This window comes from Glycomyces rhizosphaerae (assembly GCF_042647865.1).
GTDB lineage: Bacteria > Actinomycetota > Actinomycetes > Mycobacteriales > Micromonosporaceae > Glycomyces > Glycomyces rhizosphaerae.
In genome coordinates this window covers 467,267-492,826 of record NZ_JBHRWO010000021.1, presented here as the reverse complement: position 1 = coordinate 492,826, position 25,560 = coordinate 467,267, and the positions used below count along the sequence as shown (strand labels likewise).

Annotated in this window: 20 protein-coding genes and 1 pseudogene; 12 read left to right on the top strand and 9 right to left on the bottom strand. The window is 69.8% G+C overall.

Annotation, left to right across the window (positions count from 1 at the left end):
* Positions 1-186: 186 nt before the first annotated feature.
* Positions 187-2,919, top strand: coding sequence for a pyruvate dehydrogenase (acetyl-transferring), homodimeric type (gene aceE, locus ACFO8M_RS22620; RefSeq protein WP_387979823.1), 2,733 nt, complete (start codon positions 187-189; stop codon positions 2,917-2,919).
* Between the two features lie 118 nt (positions 2,920-3,037).
* Here the strand turns inward: aceE and trxA are convergent, their stop codons facing one another.
* A complete protein-coding gene (gene trxA, locus ACFO8M_RS22615) occupies positions 3,038-3,412 on the bottom strand; it encodes a thioredoxin (RefSeq protein WP_387979821.1) in 375 nt (124 codons plus the stop codon).
* Positions 3,413-3,528: 116 nt separating this feature from the next.
* Here trxA and ACFO8M_RS22610 point away from each other — a divergent pair, with 116 nt between their 5' ends.
* From ACFO8M_RS22610 to ACFO8M_RS22575, 8 genes and pseudogenes are all read left to right on the top strand, one after another.
* On the top strand, positions 3,529-4,698 hold the full coding sequence (locus ACFO8M_RS22610; protein WP_387979820.1) for a PucR family transcriptional regulator: 1,170 nt from the start codon (positions 3,529-3,531) through the stop codon (positions 4,696-4,698).
* Between the two features lie 93 nt (positions 4,699-4,791).
* Positions 4,792-5,700: pseudogene (locus tag ACFO8M_RS22605) on the top strand (ACP S-malonyltransferase); the annotation flags it as partial.
* Between the two features lie 20 nt (positions 5,701-5,720).
* Entirely contained in the window at positions 5,721-6,674 is a 954-nt protein-coding gene (locus ACFO8M_RS22600) for a beta-ketoacyl-ACP synthase III (RefSeq protein WP_387979819.1), read from the top strand.
* A 26-nt stretch (positions 6,675-6,700) separates the two neighbouring features.
* Complete coding sequence (locus ACFO8M_RS22595) at positions 6,701-6,937, top strand: acyl carrier protein (protein WP_387980789.1); 237 nt, start codon at positions 6,701-6,703, stop codon at positions 6,935-6,937.
* 2 nt (positions 6,938-6,939) lie between these two features.
* A complete protein-coding gene (gene fabF / locus ACFO8M_RS22590; protein ID WP_387979817.1) occupies positions 6,940-8,157 on the top strand; it encodes a beta-ketoacyl-ACP synthase II in 1,218 nt (405 codons plus the stop codon).
* A 360-nt stretch (positions 8,158-8,517) separates the two neighbouring features.
* Positions 8,518-9,717, top strand: coding sequence for a DUF418 domain-containing protein (locus ACFO8M_RS22585; protein ID WP_387979815.1), 1,200 nt, complete (start codon positions 8,518-8,520; stop codon positions 9,715-9,717).
* A gap of 75 nt (positions 9,718-9,792) precedes the next feature.
* Entirely contained in the window at positions 9,793-10,332 is a 540-nt protein-coding gene (locus ACFO8M_RS22580) for a hypothetical protein (protein WP_387979813.1), read from the top strand.
* Between the two features lie 80 nt (positions 10,333-10,412).
* A complete protein-coding gene (locus ACFO8M_RS22575; RefSeq protein WP_387979811.1) occupies positions 10,413-13,088 on the top strand; it encodes a Dyp-type peroxidase in 2,676 nt (891 codons plus the stop codon).
* Positions 13,089-13,150: 62 nt separating this feature from the next.
* On the opposite strand, the gene ACFO8M_RS22570 is transcribed toward ACFO8M_RS22575, so the two are convergent.
* Positions 13,151-13,987 carry a phosphoribosylaminoimidazolesuccinocarboxamide synthase gene (locus ACFO8M_RS22570; protein WP_387979809.1) on the bottom strand — a complete coding sequence of 279 codons (837 nt, stop codon included), beginning with the start codon at positions 13,985-13,987 and terminating at the stop codon, positions 13,151-13,153.
* Between the two features lie 153 nt (positions 13,988-14,140).
* Between ACFO8M_RS22570 and lipA the strand changes: the two genes are divergently transcribed.
* Both lipA and ACFO8M_RS22560 read left to right on the top strand, forming a co-directional pair.
* Positions 14,141-15,043, top strand: coding sequence for a lipoyl synthase (lipA, locus tag ACFO8M_RS22565; RefSeq protein ID WP_387980787.1), 903 nt, complete (start codon positions 14,141-14,143; stop codon positions 15,041-15,043).
* Positions 15,044-15,115: 72 nt separating this feature from the next.
* Entirely contained in the window at positions 15,116-15,811 is a 696-nt protein-coding gene (locus tag ACFO8M_RS22560) for a DUF4191 family protein (RefSeq protein WP_387979807.1), read from the top strand.
* 90 nt (positions 15,812-15,901) lie between these two features.
* Here the strand turns inward: ACFO8M_RS22560 and ACFO8M_RS22555 are convergent, their stop codons facing one another.
* From ACFO8M_RS22555 to ACFO8M_RS22540, 4 genes are all read right to left on the bottom strand, one after another.
* Positions 15,902-16,321, bottom strand: coding sequence for a DUF3040 domain-containing protein (locus ACFO8M_RS22555; RefSeq protein ID WP_387979805.1), 420 nt, complete (start codon positions 16,319-16,321; stop codon positions 15,902-15,904).
* 168 nt (positions 16,322-16,489) lie between these two features.
* A complete protein-coding gene (dinB, locus tag ACFO8M_RS22550) occupies positions 16,490-17,674 on the bottom strand; it encodes a DNA polymerase IV (RefSeq protein WP_387980785.1) in 1,185 nt (394 codons plus the stop codon).
* A gap of 305 nt (positions 17,675-17,979) precedes the next feature.
* Positions 17,980-19,140, bottom strand: coding sequence for an alkaline phosphatase family protein (locus ACFO8M_RS22545; protein WP_387979803.1), 1,161 nt, complete (start codon positions 19,138-19,140; stop codon positions 17,980-17,982).
* Positions 19,141-19,253: 113 nt separating this feature from the next.
* The gene (locus ACFO8M_RS22540; RefSeq protein WP_387979802.1) at positions 19,254-21,380 is read right to left on the bottom strand and encodes an MMPL family transporter; all 2,127 of its coding nucleotides are present in this window, start codon (positions 21,378-21,380) and stop codon (positions 19,254-19,256) included.
* A 263-nt stretch (positions 21,381-21,643) separates the two neighbouring features.
* Here ACFO8M_RS22540 and ACFO8M_RS22535 point away from each other — a divergent pair, with 263 nt between their 5' ends.
* A complete protein-coding gene (locus ACFO8M_RS22535) occupies positions 21,644-22,735 on the top strand; it encodes a hypothetical protein (protein ID WP_387979800.1) in 1,092 nt (363 codons plus the stop codon).
* 28 nt (positions 22,736-22,763) lie between these two features.
* On the opposite strand, the gene ACFO8M_RS22530 is transcribed toward ACFO8M_RS22535, so the two are convergent.
* The 3 genes from ACFO8M_RS22530 to ACFO8M_RS22520 all read right to left on the bottom strand — a co-directional run bounded on the left by ACFO8M_RS22530 (position 22,764) and on the right by ACFO8M_RS22520 (position 25,474).
* A complete protein-coding gene (locus ACFO8M_RS22530) occupies positions 22,764-23,426 on the bottom strand; it encodes a response regulator (RefSeq protein WP_387979798.1) in 663 nt (220 codons plus the stop codon).
* Positions 23,423-24,604, bottom strand: coding sequence for a sensor histidine kinase (locus ACFO8M_RS22525; RefSeq protein ID WP_387979796.1), 1,182 nt, complete (start codon positions 24,602-24,604; stop codon positions 23,423-23,425). The genes ACFO8M_RS22530 and ACFO8M_RS22525 overlap by 4 nt, the downstream gene beginning before the upstream one ends.
* Positions 24,605-24,709: 105 nt before the next feature.
* Positions 24,710-25,474, bottom strand: coding sequence for a methyltransferase domain-containing protein (locus ACFO8M_RS22520; protein ID WP_387979794.1), 765 nt, complete (start codon positions 25,472-25,474; stop codon positions 24,710-24,712).
* Positions 25,475-25,560: the final 86 nt, after the last annotated feature.

The window sequence follows — 25,560 nt, the reverse complement described above, 5'->3', positions numbered from 1 at the left end:
GACAGCTCGGACGGCGTCGCAGGTGAGCGCGTTTCACGACTTCGGGGAGTGTGTGCGCGGTCGCATCAAGGCGGGTGGGTCGACGATGCTCGCGGTAGATTCAAGGGAGGATGGTAGAAAACGATGACACTCTGCTGCCTGAAGAGCAACCCTGCAAAGCCGCAGTCTTAGAACGAGGGATCGCCCGTGACCACGGAACAGAACCGGCCGCCCATCAGTGACGGATTGCCGACCCAAGTACCGGACACTGACCCTGGGGAGACCAGCGAGTGGCTGGAATCCCTGGACGGCCTCCTCGACGGCGGCGGGCGCACCCGTGCCCGCTACGTCGTGCAGCGACTGCTCGAGCACGCCCGCAAGCGCCAGATCGGCGTACCGGCGTCCACGAGCACCGACTACGTGAACACCATCCCGGTCGAGGCCGAGCCGCACTACCCCGGCGACGAGGCCATCGAGCACCGCATCCGCGCCTTCGTGCGCTGGAACGCGGCGATGACCGTCCACCGCGCGCAGCGTCCCGGCATCGGCGTGGGCGGCCACATCTCGACCTACGCCTCCGCGGCGAACCTGTACGAGGTGGGCTACAACCACTTCTTCCGCGGCCGCGACCACGTCGGCGGCGGCGACCAGATCTTCTTCCAGGGCCACGCCTCCCCCGGCATGTACGCCCGCTCCTTTGTGGAAGGCCGGCTGACCGAGGACGACCTCGACGGCTTCCGCCAGGAGGTCTCGCGCCCGCAGGGCGGCCTGCCCTCGTACCCGCACCCGCGCCTCATGCCGGACTACTGGCAGTTCCCGACCGTGTCGATGGGCCTCGGCCCGATCAACGCGATCTACCAGGCGCTGTTCAACCGCTACATGGACGACCGCGGGATCACGGACACCAAGCAGCAGCAGGTGTGGGCGTTCCTCGGCGACGGCGAGATGGACGAGGTCGAGTCGCGCGGCGCGCTGCAGTTCGCCGCCGGGGCCGAGCTCGACAACCTCACCTTCGTCGTCAACTGCAACCTCCAGCGCCTCGACGGTCCGGTGCGCGGCAACGGCAAGATCGTCCAGGAGCTCGAGTCGTACTTCCGCGGCGCGGGCTGGAACGTCATCAAGGTCATCTGGGGCTCGGAGTGGGACCCGCTGCTCGCAGCGGACGCCGACGGCGCCCTGGTGAACCTCATGAACACCACCCCCGACGGCGACTTCCAGACGTTCAAGGCCGAGTCCGGGGCGTTCATCCGCGAGCACTTCTTCGGCCGCGACACCCGCACCAAGGCCATGGCGAACAACCTCTCGGACGACGAGATCTGGGCGCTGCGCCGCGGCGGCCACGACGACCGGAAGATCTACGCCGCGTACAAGGCCGCGATGGACCACGAGGGCCAGCCCACCGTGATCCTCGCCCACACCGTCAAGGGCTACCGCCTCGGCTCGACCTTCGAGGGCCGCAACGCGACCCACCAGATGAAGAAGCTCTCGCTGGACGACCTCAAGGGCTTCCGCGACGCGCTCGAGATGCCCGTCACCGACGCGCAGCTCGAGGCCAGCCCGTACCTGCCGCCGTACGCCAAGCCGGAGCCCGGCTCGGCCGAGCACGAGTACCTGCAGGACCGCCGCGCCGCTCTGGGCGGTCCGATCCCCAAGCGCCGCAACACGGTCATCCCGTTGAGCCTGCCGGGCGAAGAGGCCTACAAGTCGGCCAAGCGCGGCTCGGGCAAGCAGAAGGCCGCCACGACGATGGCGCTGGTGCGCCTGCTCAAGGACCTCATGCGGGACAAGGAGACCGGCAAGCGCTGGGTCCCGATCATCCCCGACGAGGCCCGCACGTTCGGCATGGACGCCATGTTCCCGACGGCGAAGATCTGGTCCCCGCACGGCCAGCAGTACCTGTCGGTGGACCGCGACCTGTTCCTCTCCTACAAGGAGTCCGAGCAGGGCCAGCTCATGCACGTCGGCATCAACGAGGCCGGTTCCATGGCCGCGTTCACCGCCGCCGGCACCGCGAGCGACACGCTCGGCGAGCCGATGATCCCGTTCTACATCTTCTACTCGATGTTCGGGTTCCAGCGGACCGCCGACGCGATCTGGGCCGCCACGGACCAGCTCGCGAACGGCTTCCTCATCGGCGCCACCGCCGGACGCACCACGCTCAACGGCGAGGGGCTCCAGCACGAGGACGGCCACTCGCTGCTCATGGCGCACACCAACCCGGCGGTCGTCTCCTACGACCCGGCGTACGGCTACGAGATCGGGCACATCGTCCAGGACGGCCTGCGCCGCATGTACGGCGAAGGCGAGCACGTCTTCTACTACATGACCGTGTACAACGAGCCGATCGTGCAGCCCGCCGAGCCCGAGAACGTGGACGTCGAGGGCATCCTCAAGGGCATCCACAAGGTCCAGAGCGCCGAGGGCACCGGCCCCCGAGTACAGCTGCTGACCTCCGGCTCGGGCATGTCCTGGGCGATCAGGGCCGCCGAGCTGCTCGCCGCCGACTGGGGCGTGGCCGCCGACGTCTGGTCGGTCACCTCCTGGACCGAGCTCAGCCGCGACGCCATCGAGGCCGACCGGCACAACCTGCGCCACCCGGAGGCCGAGAAGCAGGTCCCGTACGTGACCTCGAAGCTCGCGGACGCCGAGGGGCCGTTCATCGCCGTCAGCGACTACATGCGGGCCGTCCCGGACCTCATCAGCCGCTGGGTGCCGGGCGACTACACCTCGCTGGGCACGGACGGCTTCGGCCACTCCGACACCCGCGGGGCCCTGCGCCGCCACTTCAACGTGGACGCGGAGTCGGTCGCCGTGGCCGCCCTCCTGCAGCTCGCCGCCCGTGGCGAGGTCAAGCCGGAGCTGGCCGCGCAGGCCGCCGCCAAGTACCAGATCACCGACCCGACCGCCGCCGAAGCCGGCGAGGCGGGCGGCGACTCCTAGTACGTATGGCGAAGGGCCGCAAGCGATCCGCTTGCGGCCCTTCGCCTTGCAACAGAAACGGGCCGGGGATGCCCCCGGCCCGATTCAAGCCTGTGCCCGCTTTGAGAGTCCGGAAGGCCTAGGAGACCTCCTCGGCCTCCTCCTTCTCGATCTCGGCGCGCACGGCGTCCATGTCGAGTTCCTTCACCTTGCCGATGATCTCCTCGAGCGCGGCCGGCGGGAGCGCCCCGGGCTGGCTGTAGAGGAGGATCCCGTCGCGGAAGGCCATGAGCGTCGGGATCGACTGGATCCCGGCCTCGGCCGAGAGCTCCGGCTGGTCCTCGGTGTCGATCTTCCCGAAGACGACGCCCTCGTGCTTGTCGCTCGACGCCTCATACGTGGGCGCGAACATCTTGCACGGACCGCACCAGTCGGCCCACCAGTCGACGAGGACGATCTCGTTGCCGGTGACGGTCTCCTCGAAGTTGTCCTTGGTCAGTGCAACCGTGGCCATTGGGCCGCCTCTCTGTCGTGGCTGGTTTCGTGCTCTTTTGCGCAACAGTAGTGGCGGCCGAGCTATTCCGACAGACGGCGGTGCGCGGCGCACGCCACGTCTGGCAGGCTATAGGCATGGATCTGGCCACGACCATTCAGAACATCGAACGCTCCTCATCGGCGCTGACGACCCAGTCGCTCACCCGCATGGACGAGCGCCTCCCCTGGTTCCGCGACCTGCCCGCCGAGCAGCGCTCGATGGTCACGCTGGTGGCACAGGCCGGTGTGCGGCAGTTCCTCGAATGGCTGCGCAACGGCGGTGAGGACCTCGGGTCCTCCGACATGGTCTTCGAGGCCGCCCCCGTCGAATTGGCCCGCGCGATCAGCCTCCAGCACACCGTTGCACTCATCCAGGTCGTCATCGACGTGGTCGAGGAGCAGGTGCCCGCCCTCGCCGCGGACGGCGAGACGGACCAGCTGCGCGAATCGGTGCTGCGCTTCAGCCGCGAGATCGCCTTCGCCTCCGCCCGCGTGTACGCCCGCGCCGCCGAGACCCGGGGCGCCTGGGACGCGCGACTCCAGGCAATGCTCGTGGACGCGCTCCTGCGCGGGGACAACTCCGACGAGCTCATCAGCCGCGCCGCGGCCCTGGGCTGGTCCGAGACGCAGACGATCACCGTCGTCTGCGGCGCCACCCCCGGCGGCGAGGCCACGCTCGTGCTCCACTCCGTCCAGCGCGCCGCCAGGCGGCTCGGACTCGACATCCTCGCGGGCGTCCACGGCGCCCGCCTCGTGCTCCTCTTGGGCGGCGTCAAAGAGCCCGTCGAGATCGTCGAGAAGCTCACCGGGCAGTTCGGCGACGGCCCGGTCGTCGTGGGCCCCACCGTGACCGGGCTCGCCGACGCCTCCAGCTCGGCCCTCGCGGCCGTCGCCGGGCACCGGGCCGCCCCCGCATGGCCCGACGCGCCCCGGCCCGTGACCGCGACCCAGCTCCTGCCGGAGCGGGCCATCGCCGGAGACGAGGAAGCCCGCCGGGCCCTGCGCGAGAGCGTCTACATGACGCTGCGCCGCGCCGGCGGCGAGCTGCTGGAGACCATGGACGCGTTCATCGCCTCCGGCGGCGTCCTCGAGGGGACCGCCCGGGAGCTGTACGTCCACCCCAACACGGTCCGCTACCGCCTCCGCCGCATCCAAGAGGTGACCGGTTTCTCCCCCACCGAACCGCATGAGGCCTTCGTCCTCCGTGTGGGGTTGACCATAGGGCGCCTGGAGAACGCTTCGAGCACCCGGCGTTCTCGCAGTTGACAACGAGTGTTGTAGATTCCCTACAAGAACCGAACGGGCTTTCAGTCCTCCGACTGCTCCCGTATTTCCTGTTGTCGATGCGAAAGTCTTAGTGTGCTTGCCATTCTCGCTCCCGGGCAGGGCTCGCAGAAGCCCGGGTTCCTGACGCCGTGGATCGAAGACCCCTCCGCCGAGGCCCGCCTCCGCGAGTGGTCCGAGATCATCGACCTCGACCTCGTCCGCCTCGGCACGACCGCCGAGCAGGACGAGATCACCGACACCGCCAACACCCAGCCGCTCCTCGTGGCCGCCGGGCTCCTGGCGGCCGAACGGCTCCTCGCCGACGGCACCGCGCTCGGCAAAGCCGACCTCGTCGTGGCAGGCCACTCCGTCGGCGAACTCACCGCGCTCGCGATCGCCGGGGTCCTCAGCCCCGAGGCCGCCGTCCGCCTCGCCGCCGTCCGCGGCCGCGAGATGGCCGCCGCCTGCAACATCGAGCCCACCACGATGGCCGCCGTCCTCGGCGGCGTCGAGGACGAGGTCCTCACCGCGATCGAAACGGCCGGCGCCTGGCCCGCCAACCGCAACGGCGCCGGCCAGATCGTCGCCGCCGGACCCGTGGCCGCGATCGAGAAGCTCACCCAGAACCCGCCCGCGAAGGCGCGGATCATCCCGCTCAAGGTCGCCGGGGCGTTCCACACCCCGCACATGGCGCCCGCGCAGGAGGCCCTCGAAGCCCTCGCCGCCGAAATCACGACCGCCGACCCGGTCCGCACCCTCCTGTCCAACCGGGACGGCAAGGCCGTGGCCTCCGGCGCGACCGCCTTGCAGCAAATCGTGGCTCAGGTCACGTCGCCGGTCAGGTGGGACGCCTGCATGAGTACGCTTGATGGACTGGGCGTCACGGCGGTCATCGAGCTGCCGCCTGCAGGGACGCTCACCGGACTGGCCAAGCGGGCACTCAAGGGCGTGGAGCGTGTCAACGTGAACACCCCCGAGGACCTGGCGGACGCCGCCGGACTCGCAGAGAACGAAGGAGCCGAGTGAGCGTCAACGGATCGCGCGTCGTCAGCGTCGGGCACTACCAGCCGGAGAAGATCCTCACCAACGACGACCTCGCCAAGATGGTCGACACCAACGACGAGTGGATCGTCTCGCGTGTCGGCATCAAGGAACGCCGCATCGCCGCCGAGGGCCAGAAGGTCGCGGACCTCGCGATCGAGGCCGCCCGGCAGGCCATGGAGAACGGCGGCTTCACCCCCGAAGACATCGACATGGTCATCGTCGCCACGGTCTCCGCCAAGGACCTGTGCCCGAACACCGCCTGCCGCGTCTCCGACGCGCTCGGCATCGGCGCACCCGCGGCCATCGACATCAACACCGCCTGCTCGGGCTTCGAGTACGCGCTGGCCCAGGCCGACATGGCCATCCGGGTCGGCAGTGCCAAGCGCGCCATCGTGATCGGCGCCGAATGCCTCAGCGCCGTGACCGACTGGGAGGACCGCTCCTCGTGCGTCCTCTTCGGCGACGGCGCGGGCGCGGTCATCGTCGAGGGCACCGACAACCCGGAGCTGGCCATCAGCCCGGTCCTGTGGGGCTCCGAGCCGTCGATGAGCGACGTCATCCGCATCGAGGAGGACGTCCCGTTCATCAAGCAGGCCGGCCAGACCGTGTTCCGCTGGGCCACCACCCAGCTCGCGCCGCTCATCGAGCAGGTCGCCGAGCGGGCCGGCCTGAAGGTCAACGAACTCGCGGCCTTCGTGCCGCACCAGGCGAACCTCCGGATCATCCAGGGCATCGCCAAGCGCCTCGACTTCAGCGACGACTGCATCGTCTCCGAGGACATCGTCTACTCCGGCAACACGTCCGCGGCATCGGTGCCCCTGGCGCTGTCGAAGTTGGTACAAAGTGGCAATGTGGCCTCCGGCGCCCCGATCCTCCTGTTCGGATTCGGCGGCGGGCTCACCTACGCCGGGCAGGTCATCCGCTGCCCGTAACTATCGAGAGGAAATAACTCATGGCTCTGTCTCGTGACGAGATCCGCGAAGGCCTGTCCGACATTCTCGAAGAGGTCGCGGGCGTCAACCCCGATGACGTCGCCGACACCAAGTCGTTCACCGACGACCTGGACGTCGACTCGCTCGCCATGGTCGAGGTCGTCGTGGCCGCTGAAGAGAAGTTCGGCGTCAAGATCCCCGATGACGAGGTCGCCAACCTGAAGACCGTCGGCGACGCCGTTTCCTACATCGAAAAGGGCTAAGTGTGACTGAGGTAGTCGTCACCGGGCTCGGTGCCACCACTCCCCTCGGCGGGGACGTGGCGTCGACCTGGGAAGCACTCGTGGCCGGACGGTCGGGTGTCCACCTGCTGCAGCACGAGTGGGCGCAGGAACTCCCCTGCCGCATCGCCGCCGAGCTGGCAGTGGAGCCTTCCGAGGTGCTGCCTCGGGTCCGGCTGCGCCGCCTCGACCGCTCCGAGCAGATCGCGCTCATCGCGGCTCAGCAGGCGTGGGATGACGCGGGGCTGAACGACGACCTCGAAAAGGAACGCCTCGGCGTCGTCTTCGGTTCCGGCATCGGCGGCGCACTGACGCTGCTCGCCCAGGACGACATCCTGGAGCAGAAGGGCGCCCGTTCGGTATCCCCGTTCACGGTGCCCATGCTCATGCCCAACGGCCCTGCGGCCGTCGTCGGTCTGGAGTTCCACGCCAAGGCGGGTGTGCACGCCCCCACCAGCGCGTGCGCGACCTCCGCCGAGGCGATCTCCTGGGCGGCCGACATGATCCGCGTCGGCCGCGCCGACGTGGTCGTGGCCGGTGGTTCGGAAGCGGTCATCGGCGGCCTGCCGATGGCCGGGTTCTCCTCCATGAAGGCCATGTCGACCCGCAATGACGATCCCGAGCACGCGTCCCGGCCCTGGGACCGCGACCGCGACGGCTTCGTCATGGGCGAAGGCGCCGGCGCGCTGATCCTCGAGCGCCGCGACCACGCGGAGGCTCGCGGAGCCAAGATCTACGCAGTCGTCGCCGGTACCGGCCTGACCTCCGACGGGTTCGACATCGTCCAGCCCGACCCGGAGTGCCGGGGCGGCGGCCGGGCGATGGCGGCGGCGATCAAGCAGGCCGGCATCGACCCGAAGGAGATCGGCCACGTCAACGCCCACGCCACGTCCACCCCGGTCGGTGACATGGCCGAGGTCAAGGGCATCAAGCGCGAGGTCGGCGACCACGTGGTGCTCACGGCGACCAAGTCCATGACCGGGCACCTGCTCGGCGGTGCGGGCGCGGTCGAGTCGATCGCCGCGATCATGGCGATCGTCGAAGGGGTCATCCCCCCGACGATCAACCTTGAGAACCCCGACCCGGCCCTGGATCTGGACGTCGCGGCGAACGAGGCCCGCAAGGTGGACCTCAACGCTGCGCTGAACACGGCGTTCGGCTTCGGCGGCCACAACGCGGCGCTCTTGTTCACGAAGGCATAGCAAGGTCAAATCCGAAGGGCTCCACCGCAAAAGCGGTGGGGCCCTTCGGCGTTTCGATTTCGGGAACGTCCGGGAGCGTCTCGGCGGGTCTACCACAAAACGGACAGAAGAGGGATCCGACCTCGGCGAAGCTTGCGAGCCGTGACTTTGGTATGCGCAAAAATACTTCTGGGGTACGACATCTCCCCGGACATGATCCTTCCTCGGGATGAGACAGGTCGGTACCGCAGGCTGGAGCATTCGACGGGGGCCAGCACTACCTTGAGAAGCGGGGTCTGCGTACCCGTGAGACACACGCGGATTCCCTAGACTGAAACCGGAAACCAGCGCAAGCCCGCCGCGACCACAAAGGAGCCCGTCGTGTCCACCGCCACCCCCCTCGCCACCACCGGACCACCAGGACCGCCCACCTCGATCACCAAGTCCGAGCGCTCACTCGCACCCGACATCGCGCGCGGCTTCATGCTCCTGTTCATCGCCCTCGCGAACGTCCCGGTTCACCTGTGGGGCATGGGACTCGACAAGTACAACCACAACACGGGGCAGTCGACCGCCGACCACATCGCCTACTTCGTCGAGCAGCTCCTCATCGCCGAGCGCTCCCGCCCGATGTTCGCGATCCTCTACGGATTCGGCATCGCCATCATGGCCTCGCGCATGTTCGCGCGCGGCATGGAGGCCAAGGGCGTCCGCAAGATCCTGCGCCGCCGCTCGTGGTGGCTGCTCGCCTTCGGCTTCGTCCACTCCGTCTTCCTGTTCTACGGCGACATCCTCGCCCCGTACGGCGCCACGGGCCTGATCGCCCTGTTCCTGGTCCACCTCTCCGACAAGTCGCTCAAGCGGTGGCTGCTGGCGTCGATCGCCTACGTCGTGCTCATCGGCAACGTGATCATGGCGTACTTCTTCACCAGCGCCGGCGGGACGCCGGAGTTCGACGTCGCGCCCTACGTCGGCCAGATGATCTTCGGCGCGATCGTCTCGCCCATCGGCGTCGTCGGTCTGATGGTCTCCGGTTCGTTCTTCCCGTTGGTCATCGCGGGCATGATGCTCCACCGCTCCGGATGGATCGAGCACCCCGAAGCGCATCTGCCGCAGCTGAGGAAGGTCTTCTACTCCGGCATGGCCGTCAACGTGCTGAGCTCGCTTCCGGTGGCGCTCATCGGACTCGGCGCCTGGGAACCCTCGCACGGGTTGTGGGTCGCGGCGGTCTACGCGACGCTTCTGGGCGGCATGTACGCCGGCCTCGGCTACATCTGCGGGTTCGCGCTCCTCGCGCACAAGCTGCGCGGCTTCGGCCGCCGCGGCGTGCCCGGGGCGCTGGCGGCGGTCGGCGAGCGGTCGCTCACCAGCTACCTGCTGCAGTCGTTCATCATGGCCCCGCTGCTCACCGCCTGGGGCTTCGGCCTCGGCGAGGACCTGGGCTACCTCGGGGCCTTCGGCGTCGCGTTCGGGACCTGGCTGGTCACCGTGTTCGTCGCGGTCGCGCTCGACAAGGCCGGCAAGCGCGGGCCCTTCGAGGTCCTGCTGCGCCGCCTCACCTACGGCCCCAAGCGGGTCTAGCGGTACCGCGCACCCCCGTGTCGGATGCCTGACGCGGGGGTGTCTCCGTGTCCGGGGCCGTGCCACAATACGCCCGTGCAAGTGAGACAGACTCCGTTCCGACTGCTGCGGGCCGCCGTGTTCGCAGCGGTCTCGGGGTCGGTCTCGCTGCTGCTGCACCTGTGGAGCGGCGGGAACGCGCCCGGCCCGCTCCAGTTCGCCGCCGCCGTCGGCCTGCTCTTCGTCGCCGCTTACGGCATCGGCGGACGCCAGCGCGGTTTCCTCGCACTCTCGCCGTTGTGCTTCGCGGCGCAGTTCGGGCTTCATGAGTTCTTCGAGATCGGTGCGGTCGCGACGGCGGGTCACGCGCACGGCGCGGGCCTGAGCATGTGGCTCGTGCACATCGCCGCCGCGTTGGCGCAGGCGTCGTGGCTGGCGCGCGGCGATGCCGCGTTCGCGACGCTGCTCGATGCGTTGACGCTGCTCTTCGCGCGTGCGATGCGGGTGCTCGGCGCGGGCGCGCTCGTGGTGATCCGGCCCCGCCGGTTCGCGATGCGGGCGCAGACGCCGCGTCCGGTTCCCTCGGTTCGCACGGCCATCTCGCATCGCGGTCCACCGTTGTTCGCTTTTTCCTGAGTCTCTTTGTCCCCCAGCGCCTTCGGCGTTGACTCCTGCCTGGGATGCGGCTTGCTTCCGGGCTGCTCAGAAAGCGAACAATGTCCGATAAACCCAAGATTTCGGCTGCCCTGAGGCAGCTGCTGCTCCGGCTGCATTTCTACGCCGGCATCCTCATCGCCCCGTTCCTGCTGGTCTCGGCCGTGACCGGGCTGGCCTACGCCCTCTCCTATCCCTTGGAGGACGCGCTCTACTCGGATCTTCGGACCGTCGACGTCGGCGATGGGCGCATCGGCCTCGCCGCCCAGGTCGACGCCGTAACTGAAGCCCACCCTGATTGGACGGTGACGGCGGTGCGGCCCGCCGCCGAGGACGACGCCTCGACCACGGTGCTCGTGGACGACGGCGTGGTCCGCGAGTCGGGTGCGATCGCCGCGGTCTACGTCGACCCGTACACCGGTGAGCTGCTCGGCGAGTCGACCACGTACGGGTCCTCGCAGGCCGGGCCGGTGCGCGAGTGGATCTCGACGCTGCACCGGAACCTGCACCTCGGTGAGCCGGGCCGGCTCTACAGCGAGCTCGCGGCCGGTTGGCTTTGGGTGGTGGCTCTCGGCGGCCTCGTCCTGTGGCTGGGCAAGCGCCGCAGGAACGGCGGCCTCCTGCGCCCCAAGCCGAGCGGTTCGGGTCGGGCCCGGACCCTCGCCTGGCATGGCCCGGTGGGGCTGTGGCTGGTCGCGATCCTGCTGTTCCTGTCGGTGACCGGTCTGACCTGGTCGCGGTACGCGGGTGAGAACGTGTCGGAGCTGCGGGAGGCGTTGAGCTGGACCACGCCGTCGGTCGCGGTCGATGCCGATGCGCCGGTGGGCGACCACGCCGAGCACGACCATTCGGGTGCGGCGGGCGCCTCGGCGTTCGCGGTGACGCTGCTGGACAGCGTCCACCAGGCGGCGCTCGACGCGGACATGAACGGCCCCTTGCAGATCACGTTGCCCACGGGCACGGGCACGCAGTACCTGGTGGCGGAGACGCAGCGGTCGCTGCCGCTCGAGCAGGACCAGATGGTCGTCGACACCGCTTCGGGCGCACCGGAGGTCGCCGAGGAGCTGCGGTTCGCGGACTGGCCGTTCATGGCGCAGGCGACGAACGTGTTCATCGCCGCGCACATGGGTCTGCTGTTCGGTTCGGCGAACCAGTTGATCCTGGCTGTGGCGATGCTCGCGGTCGTCCTGATGATCGTGTGGGGTTACCGGATGTGGCGGCAGCGCCGTCCGAAGGGCGGGCTCGTGGGGCGGCCGTATCCGCGCGGGACGCTGCGGCGGCTGCCTTGGCCGCTGGTGGCCGGGATCGTCGTGGTCGCGGGCGGTGTGGGCTGGTTCTTCCCGCTGCTGGGGATCTCCTTGGCCGCGTTCGTCGTGATCGATGTGGCCGTTGGGTTGTGGCAGCGGTTCCGTAGGCCGCCGCAGGCGAACGAGTCCGGTGAGGCCACGGTTTCGAGGCGGACGGCGCTCGCCGGGGCGACGATCTCGGCCGCGGTCGGGGCCGGGGTCGGTATGGCGATCGCCTCGACGCAGGACGGCGAGGGCGGGGCCGCGGCGGAGGAGCCCGGCGTGGAGCCGTTCTTCGGGGAGCGGCAGGCCGGGATCACGACGCCCGCGCAGCAGCATGCGCTGTTCGCGGCGTTCGATCTGGCCGAGGTCGAGATCGGGACCGGGACGGCGCTCGACGCGGCCGCGATCGCGGCGAATCTCGAAGCGCTGCTTGCGGACTGGTCCGCGGTGGCATCGGCCCTCGCGGCCGGTGAGGCGCCGCCGAAGGCGCCGATCGACGGTGACGACCAGTTCGACGCCGAGGCGGTCGCGGCGGGCCTGGCCCCCGCGCGGTTGACGGTGACCTTCGGGATCGGTCCGGCGGCGTTCGGCAAGGCCGGTCTGGCGACCGCGCAGCCGTCGAAGCTGGCGGAACTGCCGGAGTTCGACGGCGACAAGCTGAACCCGGCCTGGTCGGGCGGCGATCTGCTGCTGCAGATCTGCGGCGACGATCGGCAGGTGGTGAGCGGTGCGTTCCTGGAGATGCGCAAGCGGGCCGTGGGCCGGGGTTCGCTGCTCTGGATGCAGCACGGCTTCTCGTCGGCTCCCGCAGACGGCGGGACCCCGCGGAACCTCATGGGGTTCAAGGACGGCAGTGCGAATCCGAAGGCCGGGAGCGAGACCTTCGACGCCCGCGTGTGGGCGGTCGATTCGGAGCCGTCGTGGTTCGAGGGCGGCACGTACCTGGTGTTCCGCAAGATCCGGATGCGGCTGCCGGACTGGTCGGTGCTCACCGCGGACGACCAGAACCTGACGTTCGGGCGCGAGCGGGATTCGGGTGTCCCGCTGAGCGGCGGCGGCGAGTTCGACCACCCGGACTTCACGGTGCTCGACGATTCGGGGCTGCCGGCGGTCCCGGCGGATTCGCACATCGCGGTCGTGCACGACGCGCCGATGGTGCGGCGCGGCTACAACTACGACTACGGGTTCCTGACCCAAGGTGACGTGAGCTCGGACGCGGCGACCGACGGGCATCTGGACGGCCACATGCACGCCGAGCATCCGTACGACGCGGGGCTGCTGTTCGTGTCGTTCCAGGCCGATCCGCAGGCGTTCATCGACACGCAGGAGAAGATGGCGGCCTCGGACCGGTTGAACGAGTTCGTCACCGCTGAGGGAAGCGCGGTCTTCGCGGTCCCGCCGGGCGCGGCCGCGGGCGGCTTCGTCGGCGAGGGCCTGTTCAAGCCCTGAAGATGATGGTGGCCGTGCGGGCCGTTTCGCGAAGCGGCCCGCACGCACTTCTCAAGCGGGCCTTAGGACCAGCGCCGACCCGTCAGGAGCTCGTAGGCCTCGATGTAGCGGGCGAGGGTGGCGTCGACGATGTCCTGCGGGATCTCGGGGGCCACGGCGTCGTCGGGGCGCCAGCCGGTGGACTTGGCCCAGTCGCGCACGAACTGCTTGTCGAACGACGCCTGGGACTTGCCGGGGTCCCAGGCCGCGGCGTCCCAGAAGCGGGAGGAGTCGGAGGTGAGGACCTCGTCGGCGAGGCGGAGGGTGCCTTCGGCGTCGATCCCGAACTCCAGCTTGGTGTCCGCGATGATGATGCCCTTCTCCAGGGCGATCTCGGAACCGCGGCGGTAGACGGACATCGTGAGATCGCGGACGCGGGTGGCGAGATCGGTGCCGAGGGCGTCCTCGGTCTCCGCGAAGGTCATCGGCAGGTCGTGGTCGCCGACGTCGGCCTTGGAAGTGGGCGTGTAGATCGGTTCGGGGAGCTTCGAGCCGTCGACCAGGCCCGCGGGCAGGTCGATGCCGCACACGGAGCCGCGCTTCTCGTACTCGGCGAGGCCGGAGCCGGTCAGGTAGCCGCGGACGACGGCCTCGACCTTGACCATGTCGAGGCGCTTGACGCGCACGGCCCGCCCGGCGAACTCGGCGGGCACGTCCTCGACGGAGACGATGTGGTTCGGGACGATGTCGGCGAGCTGCTCGAACCACCAGAGGCTCAGGGCGGTCAGGAGGGCGCCCTTGCCGGGGATCGGTGTCGGCAGGACCACGTCGTAGACGCTGACGCGGTCGGAGGCGACGAGGATCAGGTCGCCGCCGTCGGCGTAGACGTCGCGGACCTTGCCCTGGTGAATGAGTTCCACTGCGGTTCCCCTTTTCGCTCTCCCCAATTAGACCAGCGGGAACGTCATCCTACGTTTCATCTGCGCTGCCGCTGTGCCGAGCGACACCTGCCGTCTCGCACGAGTGCGGCGTAGTCTGGTCCGGTGACTTCTGTACAGCCTGAAGGACGCCGGATGCTGCGCCTCGAAGTGCGCAACGCCCAGACCCCGATCGAGAAGAAACCCTCCTGGATCAAGGTCAAGGCCAAGACCGGCCCGGAGTACACCGAACTGCGGGGCCTCGTCAAGAGCGAGGGCCTGCACACGGTCTGCCAAGAAGCCGGTTGCCCCAACATCTACGAGTGTTGGGAGGACCGCGAGGCGACGTTCCTCATCGGCGGCTCCCAGTGCACCCGCCGGTGCGACTTCTGCCAGATCGACACCGGCAAGCCCGACCCGCTCGACCGCGACGAGCCGCGCCGCGTGGCCGAGTCGGTGCAGACGATGGGCCTGAAGTACGCCACGATCACCGGCGTCGCCCGCGACGACCTGGACGACGGCGGCGCCTGGCTCTACGCCGAGACCGTCCGCCAGATCCACGAGGCCGTCCCCGGCTGCGGGGTCGAGCTCCTCATCCCCGACTTCAACGCCGTCCCCGAGCAGCTCGCCGAGGTCTTCGCGTCCCGCCCGGAGGTGCTCGCGCACAACGTCGAGACGGTGCCGCGCATCTTCAAGCGCATCCGCCCGGCGTTCCGCTACGAGCGGTCCCTCGAGGTCATCACGAAGGCCCGCGCCGCCGAATTGGTCACCAAGTCGAACCTCATCCTCGGCATGGGCGAGACCCGCGAGGAGATCTCGCAGGCCCTCAAGGACCTCCACGCCGCCGGGTGCGAGCTCATCACCATCACCCAGTACCTGCGCCCGACCAAGCGCCACCACCCGGTGGACCGCTGGGTCAAGCCCGAGGAGTTCGTGGAGCTCTCCGCCGAGGCCGAGGAGATCGGCTTCGCGGGAGTCATGAGCGGGCCCCTGGTGCGCTCCTCGTACCGGGCCGGGCGCCTTTACCGACAGGCGATCGAAGCGCGGGCAGCGGCCTAGTCTCGGCGAAGCTTGCGAGCCGTAAATCAGCCCAGTCTTTAGCCCTCCAATACGCACACTAGAATTGACGGCATGGCAAAGCAGCAGGAAAAAGAGACGTTCGGGTCGCGCCTGAAGACCATCGGCATGGCCATCAAGTTCACGAACCAGCGGGACAAGCTGTTCCTGCCTCTTGAGGCCGCCGCGATCCTGCTGCCGTTCGTGATCATCACCGCGCTGGTCGTGTTCGCGAAGTTCTCGCTGCTCTGGTACGTCAGCGCCGTGTTCGTGGCGCTGCTGGCCGGGTTGATCGTGCTCAACATGCGCACGAGCAAAGTGGTGAACAAAGAGGCGATCGGGAAGCCGGGTGCGGCGTACGCGCTCATCGACGGCATCCGCGGCTGGCAGGTCACCCCCGGCGTCGCGGCCCTGTCGGAGACCCAGATGGTGCACCGCGCGGTCGGCAAGGCCGGCGTCGTGCTCCTCGGCGAGGGCGGCGGCAAGGTCCGCAAGCTCCTCGGCCAGGAGAAGAAGCGGATCTCCCGCGTGGTCGGCTCGACCCCGGTGTACACGTTCCTGGTCGGCGAGAACGAGAGCGACGACTTCTCGGTGACCGAGGTCCGCAAGCGCCTCATGAAGCTGCCCAAGAACATCGACTCCAAGGACGCCAACCACATCGCCAAGCGCCTCGACGCCCTCGGCATCGGCATGGCGATCCCGAAGGGCCCGATCCCGACCAGCGCCAACGCCGGCAAGGGCGCCCGCCGCGCGATGCTGCGAGGCAAGTAGACCCGAAGGCGCACAACGTGAACCGGCCCGGTGGGGAACTCCCCCACCGGGCCGGTTCTTCGCTGTCTGTGCGCTGACTCGCAGGACCGATCAGAATATGTCGCCGTTGTCGCGGCGGCGGCGCCACCGCTCCTCCATGCGCGAGGTGAATCCACCGGCTTTCGGGGCCTTCGGTGACTTCGAGCCGCCGACGGTCCGACTGGCGTTGCCGTCGACCGCCTTGAGCTTCACATTGGTGCCGCGGCGCTGCGCCCACAGTCCGAGGATCAGACCGCCGAACATGAGCACCGCGCCGATCGGGGCGCCGAACACGGCGACGTCGCCCCCTGCGATGACGGAGCCGATGACGACGCCGATGCCGATGACCGAGATGATGCCGGCCAGGATGAACCTGCGCCGCGTCACATGCGCCGGATCGTGGGCGCGCACAGCGGAGGCGAACTGCGGGTCTTCGGACAAGGACTGCTCGATTTGCTCGAACAGACGTTGTTCGTGGTCGGAGAGCGGCACGACACTCCTCCTGCGCTAGTGCTCTGGGGGCCCCACCAAGCCGGCGGCCCCACTGCTTGCATCCAAGTCTACGAGGCTTTCGCCCGAGGCGGAAGGCAGTTCGTCCTTGAATCAGTCCGTTCTGGCCCCAGTGCGTCCGCTGGCGGAGACCCATGGGCGCGACGGCGCTCAATGGCCCGGGTTCCCCGAATCCGAGGTGTCTACACGCGAGTCCCGGCGCGCAAGCCGGCCCGCCGAGCGGACCGCCCCCTTGCCGAATTTAGCGCTCGCTCGGTCGATCGCCGTCTCGATGTCCCGCCAGCCGTGCTCCGGCTCGCCGAGGGCGACCTGACGGCCCACCGCGGCCGCCTCCACGAGGTGGTCGAGCCGCACGCCGATGAGCCGCACCGGCGCCGTCGCGGCCGCGTCCGCCAGCTCCCGTGCGGCCGCATAGATCTCCCGGCCCACATCGGTGGGCGCGGGAAGCATCCTCGAACGCGTGATCGTACGGAAGTCGCCGAACCGGATCTTCACGGTCACCCCGCGGCCCGCCCAGCCCGCCTTGCGCGCCCGCGACGCGACCTTGCGCGACAGCTCCAGCAGCACCGGGCCCCACACCGCGCCGTCAGGAGCATCACGGTCGAACGTGGTCTCGTTGCTGATCGACTTCTCTACCCGCTCCGGCCGCACCGGCCGCGGGTCGATGTTCCGCGACAGCGCGTACAGGTGCTCGGCGCTGGCGGTGCCGACCGCGGCGGCGAGGCTGTCGACGTCGAGGCGGGCCAGGTCGCCGACGGTGCGCATACCGAGGCGGGTGAGCTTCTCGGCGGTCTTCTCGCCGATGCCCCACACCGAGCGGATCGGCAGGCGGTGCAGGAACTCGAGTTCGGTGGCGGCGGGGACGACGCCGAGGCCGTCGGGTTTGGAGGCCTCGCTCGCGAGCTTGGAGAGGAACTTCGTGGAGGCGATGCCGACGGTGCAGGTGATGCCGTGCTCGGCCCGGACGCGTTCGCGGATGGCGGCGGCGATCTCCACGGGCGAGCCGATGAGGCGGCGCGCGCCCGAGACGTCGAGGAACGCCTCGTCGACCGAGATGGGCTGGACGTGCGGCGTGTACTCGCGGAAGATCGCCATGACCGCCCGCGAGACCTCCCCGTAGGAGGCGGTGGGCGTGATGAAGACCCCGTGCGGGCAGCGGCGGCGGGCGATCGCGGTGGGCAGGGCCGAATGGACGCCGTACTTGCGGGCTTCATAGGACGCGGCCGAGACCACGCCGCGCGGCCCGAGCCCGGCCACGATCACGGCCTTGCCGCGCAGGGAGGGGTCGCGCGCGATCTCCACGGACGCGAAGAACGCGTCCATGTCGACGTGCATGATCCCGAGGCCGTCATCTGACAGGTCGGGACCGATGAACCGATCAAGATCGCTGGCCACCTCCGAAGCCTAACCAGAGGGTCCGACAACCCGCGGCAACCGGCCCGAACGGCCCCGTGCCCGACCCTCGAATCCCCGGTGAACTGCGCAAACGCGCCTATGTCGGACCCATGTGGGAGTGTGGTCCTTTTCGGTTGGTCGGAGGCGGATGCGGGTGGGAAGGGGCACGCCCTATACGCCCGGGGCGCCCGGGGCGCCCGCAGGCGCCGCCGACCCGGGGGCCGGACGCGCCCGCCACGCCGCGCTCAGCCGTTCCGGTAGCTCCAGAGCGGGACCGCCATTTCCGAGGCCGTGAGGCCGCCATGGTGGCCGATGAGCCGCGCCACGTGCGGCGGCTCACCCTCCACCCCGACGATCGCGAACGTGTCCCGGCAGACCACCACCAGGTCGCCGATGCGCTCGCGGCTCGTCTCCCTGACCTTCGGGCCGAACCAGCCGCGGTCGATCGCGTCGTCCTTGTAGATGACCTCGGCGCGGCCGCCGACCGCCTCCGCCCACGCCTGCCGGACCTCCTCGATCGCGCCCGGCACGGCGTACAGGTACCGCATCCGCCCGTCCCCGGCGACCGCCTCGACCGCCTGCGTCAGGTCGGGCCGACGGTCGACGTGCAGCCGGTCGGTCACGTTCACCATGCCGTGGTCGGCCGTCACCAGCAGCGCCGCGTCCCGCGGCAGGCCCGTGAGGATCCCGTCGATCGCCTCCGCGACCTCCGACACCGCTTCGAGCCACTCGGGCGAACCGATGCCGTGGAAATGCCCGGCGGTGTCCACGTCCGGCAGGTACGCGTACACGAGGCTCCGGTCGCCGCGCGCCAGCGCGGACAGCGTCCCTTCGGCGACCTCGTGCGGAGCGATCGCGGGGAGCCAGTCGGCGCCGCGGTAGATGGCGCGGGTCAGACCGGTGTCGCGGAAGGTCCCGTTCGAGACGATGGTGCAGGCCACGCCGTCGGCGGTGGCCTGCTCGAAGCAGGTGGGCTCGGGCTGCCAGGTCTCGGGGTCGGGGGCGCCCTCCCAGCGGATGTGCGTGACGAGGTCGCCGGTGTCGGGGACGCGCACGGTGAAGCCGATGATGCCGTGTTCGCCGGGCGGGAGTCCGCACGCGAGGGAGGCGAGGCTGATCGGGGTCGAGGAGGGGACGGTCGCGGTGATCGGGGTGAGGGTGCCGATTTCGCCGTGGTGCATGGCGCCGAGGGTGGCGCTGGCCTGCGCGGCCTGGCCGAGGAGGTGGTAGCCGAAGCCGTCGAGGAGGAGCACGGCGATGCGCTGGACGCCGTCGAGCTCGGCTTCGCGCAGGTTCACGCCTCTGGTGGGGATGCCAAGGGCCGCAAGGGCGGTCGGCATGACGTCGGCGAGCGTGCCGGTGCCGTAGGCGGGCCGCATCGCCGTCAGGTAGGGGCTCGAAGGCATGGCCTGAGGCTAGCCGGTTTCGTGTCGGTTCGGCCACATCAGGTGCGGATGCCGGTGCGGCGGCCTGTGGAGGGGGCTGCCGCACCGTTCGGTGGTTCGCAGGTCCGGGCGGGTCAGACGCTCGCTTCCTGGGGTTCGGGTTCGCGGGTTTCGGCGTGTTGTTCGGCGATGCGGCCGGGCCACCAGAGTTTGTCGCCGATCCACAGTGCCAGTGCGGGGACGAGGAGGGTGCGGACGATGATCGCGTCGAGGAGGACGCCGACGCAGACCACGATGCCCAGTTGCATGAGCATCGTGAGGGGCATGAGTGCCAGGACGGTGAAGGTGGCGGCGAGGACGATCCCGGCCGAGGTGATGACGCCGCCGGTGAGGGTGAGGGCCCGGAGGGTGCCGACCCGGTGGCCCCAGCGCGGGACTTCTTCGCGGACGCGGGTCATGAGGAAGATCGTGTAGTCGATGCCCATCGCGACGAGGAAGAGGAATCCCATGAGCAGGAAGCTGGTGTCGACGTTGCCGTGCCCGGTGGCTTGGAAGATCAGGTTGGCGGCGCCGACGGCCGCGGCGTAGGACAGGACCGTGCAGGCCATGAGCACGAGTGCGGCCGTGATGGCGCGCAGCAGGAGCACGATGACGAGGAAGACCACGGCGAGGATCAGCGGGATGAGCAGTCGCAGGTCGCGATCGTTGCCGTCGGCGAGGTCGATCTGGGTGGCGGTGGGGCCGCTGACTAGTGTGTCGGTGCCGTTGTCGGCGAAGGCTTCTCGCACGTCGAGGACGGTGTGCTCGGCGGCGTCGGATGAGGCTTCGTCGGCGAGGACCGCGTCGATGCGGACCCAGTCGGAGGCGGCGGCCTGGACCGGTTCGTTGATCTGGGCGATGCCGGCCTCGGCTTCGAGGACGGCGAGCGCGGCCGCCGTGTCCTCTTCGTGGAGGTAGATCTCGACGGGTTCGGAGGATCCGGCGGGGTAGTGCTCGGCCATCCTGGCGCTGACGCGTTGGGATGCGGTTTCGGTGGTGAGCAGTTCCGACCGTTCCAGGCCTACGGACAGGCTGGTCCAGCCGAGGGTGAGGAGGATCAGGCCGGTGGTGGTGGCGAGGGCGATGAGCCGCGGCCGGACGCCGACCGCTGCGGCGATGCGGCCCCAGAAGCGGTGGCGGTGCTGGGCCGGTGCGTGGGCTTCGGCGGGGTCGTAGCGCGGGACGACGGGCCAGAACACGGCCCGGCCGAAGAGCGAGAGCACGGCGGGGAGCAGGGTCAGGGAGGCGAGGACGGCGCTGACGACGCCGGCGATGAGGACCGGGCCGAGGGCCGCGGTGCTGGAGACCGAGGCGAGCGGCATGACCGCGAGCGCGAGGATCACCGTTCCGGCAGAGGCGACGATGGCGGGCATGGAGCGGGTGAGGGCTTTTCGCATGGCGGCGAAGCGGTCGTCGTCGCGGAGCAGTTCTTCCCGGTATCGGGAGACCAGGAGGAGCGTGTAGTCGGTGGAGACGCCGAAGACGAGGACGGTGAGGATGCCGGTGTTCTGGCCGTTGATGGTGACGTTCGCGTAGGTGCCGAGGAGGTAGGCGAGGCCGGTGGCGAGTTGCTCTGACAGGGCGATGCAGACCAGCGGGAGCAGGAGGAGCAGCGGGGAGCGGTAGGTGAGGATCAGGACGAGGGCCACGACCGCGACGGTCATGTAGGTGAGGGGGCCGTCGAGCTGTTCGAACGCGGACTCCATGTCGAGGGAGGCCGCGGCGCCGCCGGTGAATCCGGCTTCGAGGCCGTCGGGGAGTCCTGCTTGGATGATCGAGTCGGCTTCGGCGAAGAGGGCTTCGCCGTCGTCGTCGATGGCGGTTTCGGCGATCGGAACGACGAGCATGAGCGCTTCGCCGTCGTCGGAGGGGATCGGGCCGGCGGTGTTCTCGCCGGGGGCGGCGAGTGCGTCGAGGGCGGTCCGGTCGGCCTCGACCGCGGCGTGATCGCTTGGGGTGAGCGGCGTGTCGGCGGTGTAGACCACGAGCAGGGTGGTGAGGCCGTTCTGGTTGAACTCGGCTTCGGCGACACGTTTGGCTTCGGTGGATTCGGCGTCGGCGGGGAGCCAGTTGATCTGGGCGTCGTCTTGGATGTCGGCGAGCTGGGGCGCGAGGCTGAAGCCGACGGCGGCGAGGAGGGCCCAGACGGCGAGGGCGAGCCAGCGGCCGCGGCGGGTTCCGGCGAACGCGAGTACGGCGCGCTTGGGGGGCGGAGTCGACATGGGACGGTTCCTTTCGGATCGGAGTGCCATGTCTCCAATCTCGCCGCCCCGGGCCGCAGCCGCATCGGCACCGCGACGTGTTCGCGTCTACGTCGCTGCGACTAGGGGCGTCCGGTGGCCTCGGACTGCTGCGCGCAGTTCGCGGGCCGCTTCGCGCATCGCCGCGCCCGTTTCACTCACGAACGCGCACACGTCGGCGCCTGTCGGGTTGCGGTCCGGCCGGTTCTCCATACAGAGATGAGCGCTCCTCATACCCTGAGGTCATGTCCCAGCCTCAGAACTATGGCGGACCGCCCGAGGGCAGGGACCCTTATGAGTCCTCGGGCGGGTCGGGGCCGGTGCGTCCGGAGGGCGGGCCGAACCCGCAGCAGCCTCCGGCCGGACCCGGCCCGCAGCAACCGCCGAGCGGTCCCGACCCGCAGTATCCGCCGCAAGGCCCGCAGCAGCAGCCGGGTGCGCCGTATCCGCCGGGCAGTACCGGTTCGCCGTATGTCAGCGGCGGTGGCGCGTCGTATCCCGGACCGTCCGGCCCGCAGGTCCCGGGTGCTCAAGGCCCGCCGTATCCGCCGCCCGGGGGCCCGGGCGGCTACCAGCAGTCCCCGTACGGTCCGCCGCCCTCCGGCGGCCGCAGGACCGGCCTCATCGTCGGCATCGTCATCGCGGTGGGCGTCCTGCTCGCCGGGGTGATCGGCCTGATCGGCGTCAACATGTTGCGCAATGGCGACGACGAGGCCGCCTCCGATCCCACGACGCAGGCGTCTCCCGAAGACGAGGAGACGACCGGGCCGCCGGCAACGGTGGACGCCGTGGGCAAGTGCCTGCCGGAACAGCCCCTCCTTGCCGCGTTCGGGTTCGACTTCAACACCGCATGCGACAGCGCCACCGCGTTCTGGCAGGTGACCAATGCCAGTGACTCGACCGGCGCCACGGTCGAAGCCGACGGCACGCTGACCGACAACCAGGTGGCGATCGATCTCTGCGGCACCGAGTACGGCGGATTCCAACTCGGCGAGCTGTGGAAGGACTTCTACTTCACGTACGACAGCACCACCGGCCTGGTCGAGCAGTTGCTGTGCGTCGAGGCGATCGGCAACCCGGACGCGTCGGGGCGCCTGCCGATCACGCCCGACACCGGATCCTGCTTCGACGACAGCGACCAGTGGTGGACCGTCTCGTGCGAGCAGCCGAGCGCCGTGTACGTCGTGGTCGACACCGTCGCCGTCGACCCTCCGGCGGTGATGACCTCCGACGAGGCCGACACGGCAACCGCGCCATGCTCCGGCGGGACCCTGTTCTGGCAGGTCGTCGACGTGGAGGGTCGAACGACCGGCATCCTCTGCGGCGATCAGCATTGAACGGCCTGACGACGTCCCCGGGGCGGGTTCAGACCTCGGGGACGTCGAGGCCTGAACGGTAGGCGAGGGCGACCAGTCCGGCCCGGTCGCGGGCGGCGAGTTTCGACAGGAGCTTCCCGACGTGGGTGCGCACGGTGGCCGGGCTGATGAACAGGCGCTCGCCGATCTCGTCGTTGGGCAGGCCCGTCGCGACCCAACGCAGGATCTCCAGTTCCCGGTCGGTCAGCTCCCCCAGACTCGGGTGCGGTCTCGCCGGGCCGGTGCCGCGTTCGGCGTAGGCGGCGATCACCTTCCGGGTCACGTCGGGGCTCAGCAGCGAGTCGCCCGCGGCGGCGAGGCGCACCGCCTTCAGCAGGTCATCGGGCGGCGCGTCCTTCATGACGAAACCCGCTGCGCCGTTGGAGAGCGCGTCGAAGATGTAGTCGTCGACCTCGAAGGTCGTGATCATCACGACGCGGGTGGCGGCCAGGTTCGCGTCGCGGCTGATGCGCCGCAGCACTTCGAGTCCGTCGATGCCGGGCATGCGGATGTCGAGCAGGGCCACGTCGGGCTTCAGCTGCGAGACGAGGTCCCAGGCCTCCTGGCCGTTCTCGGCCTCCGCGGCCACGTGGATGTCGTCTTCGCTGTTGAAGAGGTTGCGCAGCGCCATCCTGATGAGGCTCTGGTCGTCGGCGATCACGAGCTCGATCATGCGCGTTCCTCCAAAGTGGCCATCGAGCGGGCCGTCACTTCGTGCTGGGGGGCGTAGGGCATGTCGGCCTTGACGGCGAATCCCCCGCCTCGCTTCGGTGCGGCGCTGAAGACGCCGCCGCTCGTCACGACCCGCTCCATCATGCCCGTGACGCCCTGGCCGATCCGGTCCGGGTCGATCGGGCCGCCGCGGCCGTCGTCCTCGACCAGGATTCTGATCCACCTTGGGTCGCAGTCGATCCGGACCGTGGCCTTGGCCGCCTCGGCGTGGCGGATGACGTTCGTCAGCGACTCCTGGACCACCCGGTAGGCCGTCGCGGCGATGTTCGTGGGCACGAGCTCGGGCTCGCCGGTGACCGTGCACTCGACGTCGAGACCGCCGGTTCGCACGGCCTCCACCAGACTCGGGATGTCGGCGATCGCGCCGGTCGGACGCAGCTCGGGCTGGCGGCCCTGGCGCAGCGGCGCGAGGGTGGCGCGCAGGTCCTTGAGCGCCCGGGTGGAGGCGTCGCGAATGGCCTGGAGGTTCTCGACCACCTCTGGCGGGGTGCCCGGCCGCTTCTCCAGCACATGCAGGGCCACACCGGCGTTCATGCTGACCACGGCCAGGCTGTGGCCGACCACGTCGTGGATCTCACGGGCCATCTCGACGCGCTCGTCGGCCCGGTACCGCTCGCGCTCGGCCTCGCGCTCGCGCGACCGGGAATGGCGGGCCTCGCGCACGATCCGACCGCCCGCGGCGGCGATGCCGAGCCACACGAACGTGATGCTGGCGTTGACCCACAGGTCGGGGATCTCGCCGAGGACGAAGGTCTGGAACGACGTGTTGACCACGAACAGGCCCGCGAGGACCACCAGGAGCGTCTTGAGCGGCCGGGCGAACGCGTAGAAGAAGACCGCGACCGCCGGGAGCAGGTAGATCGGGCCCTCGGGCAGCCCGAGGTAGAGGTAGACGTAGAGGCCGGCCAGCGAACCGGCGAGCGCGACCTCGGGCCAGTGCCGGCGCACCGCCAGGAACGCGGCGGTGATCCCGATGAGGACGAACGCGAGTGCACCGGGGTGGTGGTCCGGCGTCGCACCGACGGTCGAGCCGCTGGTGATGAGACCGAGCAGCACGGCGAGGCCGATGTCGAAGACGAGGGCCGGGACCTTGGCTCGGGAGGTGGTCGGCGTGGTCACGGCTCCAGGCTACGGTCCAGCGGCCCCCTTGCCTTCGGCGTGAGGGCGTAGTCGCGTCTACGCGCCTCGACGTAGCGGCGGCCCTTGCGGGCCGCCGCCGACCGGTCAGCGCATGGGTTTGCGGGCGAGCAGGTGGATCTGAGTGGCCATGTCCCGGAACGGCACTCGCGCGGCGGTGGCGAGTTCGAACTCGCGCAGGGCCTCGCCGCTCTCGGACTGGGCCGCCGACGCCGGGAGGAGGTCCCCCACCACGCCGACGCCGTGGACCTGCTCGGTGACGAGCTTGGAGCCGCCCACGAGCGCGGTCAGCGTCGCGGTCTCGAACCGGCGCTTGATGGTGTCGCGCCCGTCGATGACGCCGTCGATGTGGGTGAGGAGGTCCAGCGCGGTCTGGAAGTGGCCGGCGAGGGCCTTCCCGAAGACCGCGGCGATGCGGTTGGCGACGAGGATGCTCACCGCGCCGCCGGGCGCGCACACGTTCGCGAGCGCGTCGAGCGCCGTGTCCGGGTAGTCGACCATCTCCAGGACCGAATGGCACAGGACGAGATCGGCCGTGCCGGGTTCGGCGACGTCGGGAAGCTCGTCGGCGTCGGCCTGGACGGCGCGGACGCGGTCGGTGACGCCCGCGTCGGCGGCGCGCTGGTGCAGCGAGGCGAGCGCGTTGGCGCTGGGTTCGACGACGGTGACGTCGTGGCCGAGTTCGGCGAGGGGAACGGCGAAGCCGCCGGAGCCGCCGCCGACGTCGAGGATGCGGAGGGTCGCTCCGGTCCCTGCGGCGAATCGCTCGATCTCGGCCGACAGGACCGACCACACGACGGCCATACGGGGGTGGTGCCCGGTGTGCGTGATCTCTTTGGGAATGTCGACCATGCGCCACAGCCTAGCGCCGTTGCGGCGTGCGGGTCAGGTAGGTGGGGCGAGCAGAAGGTGAACGGAGGGTCCCGGCAAATCGGACA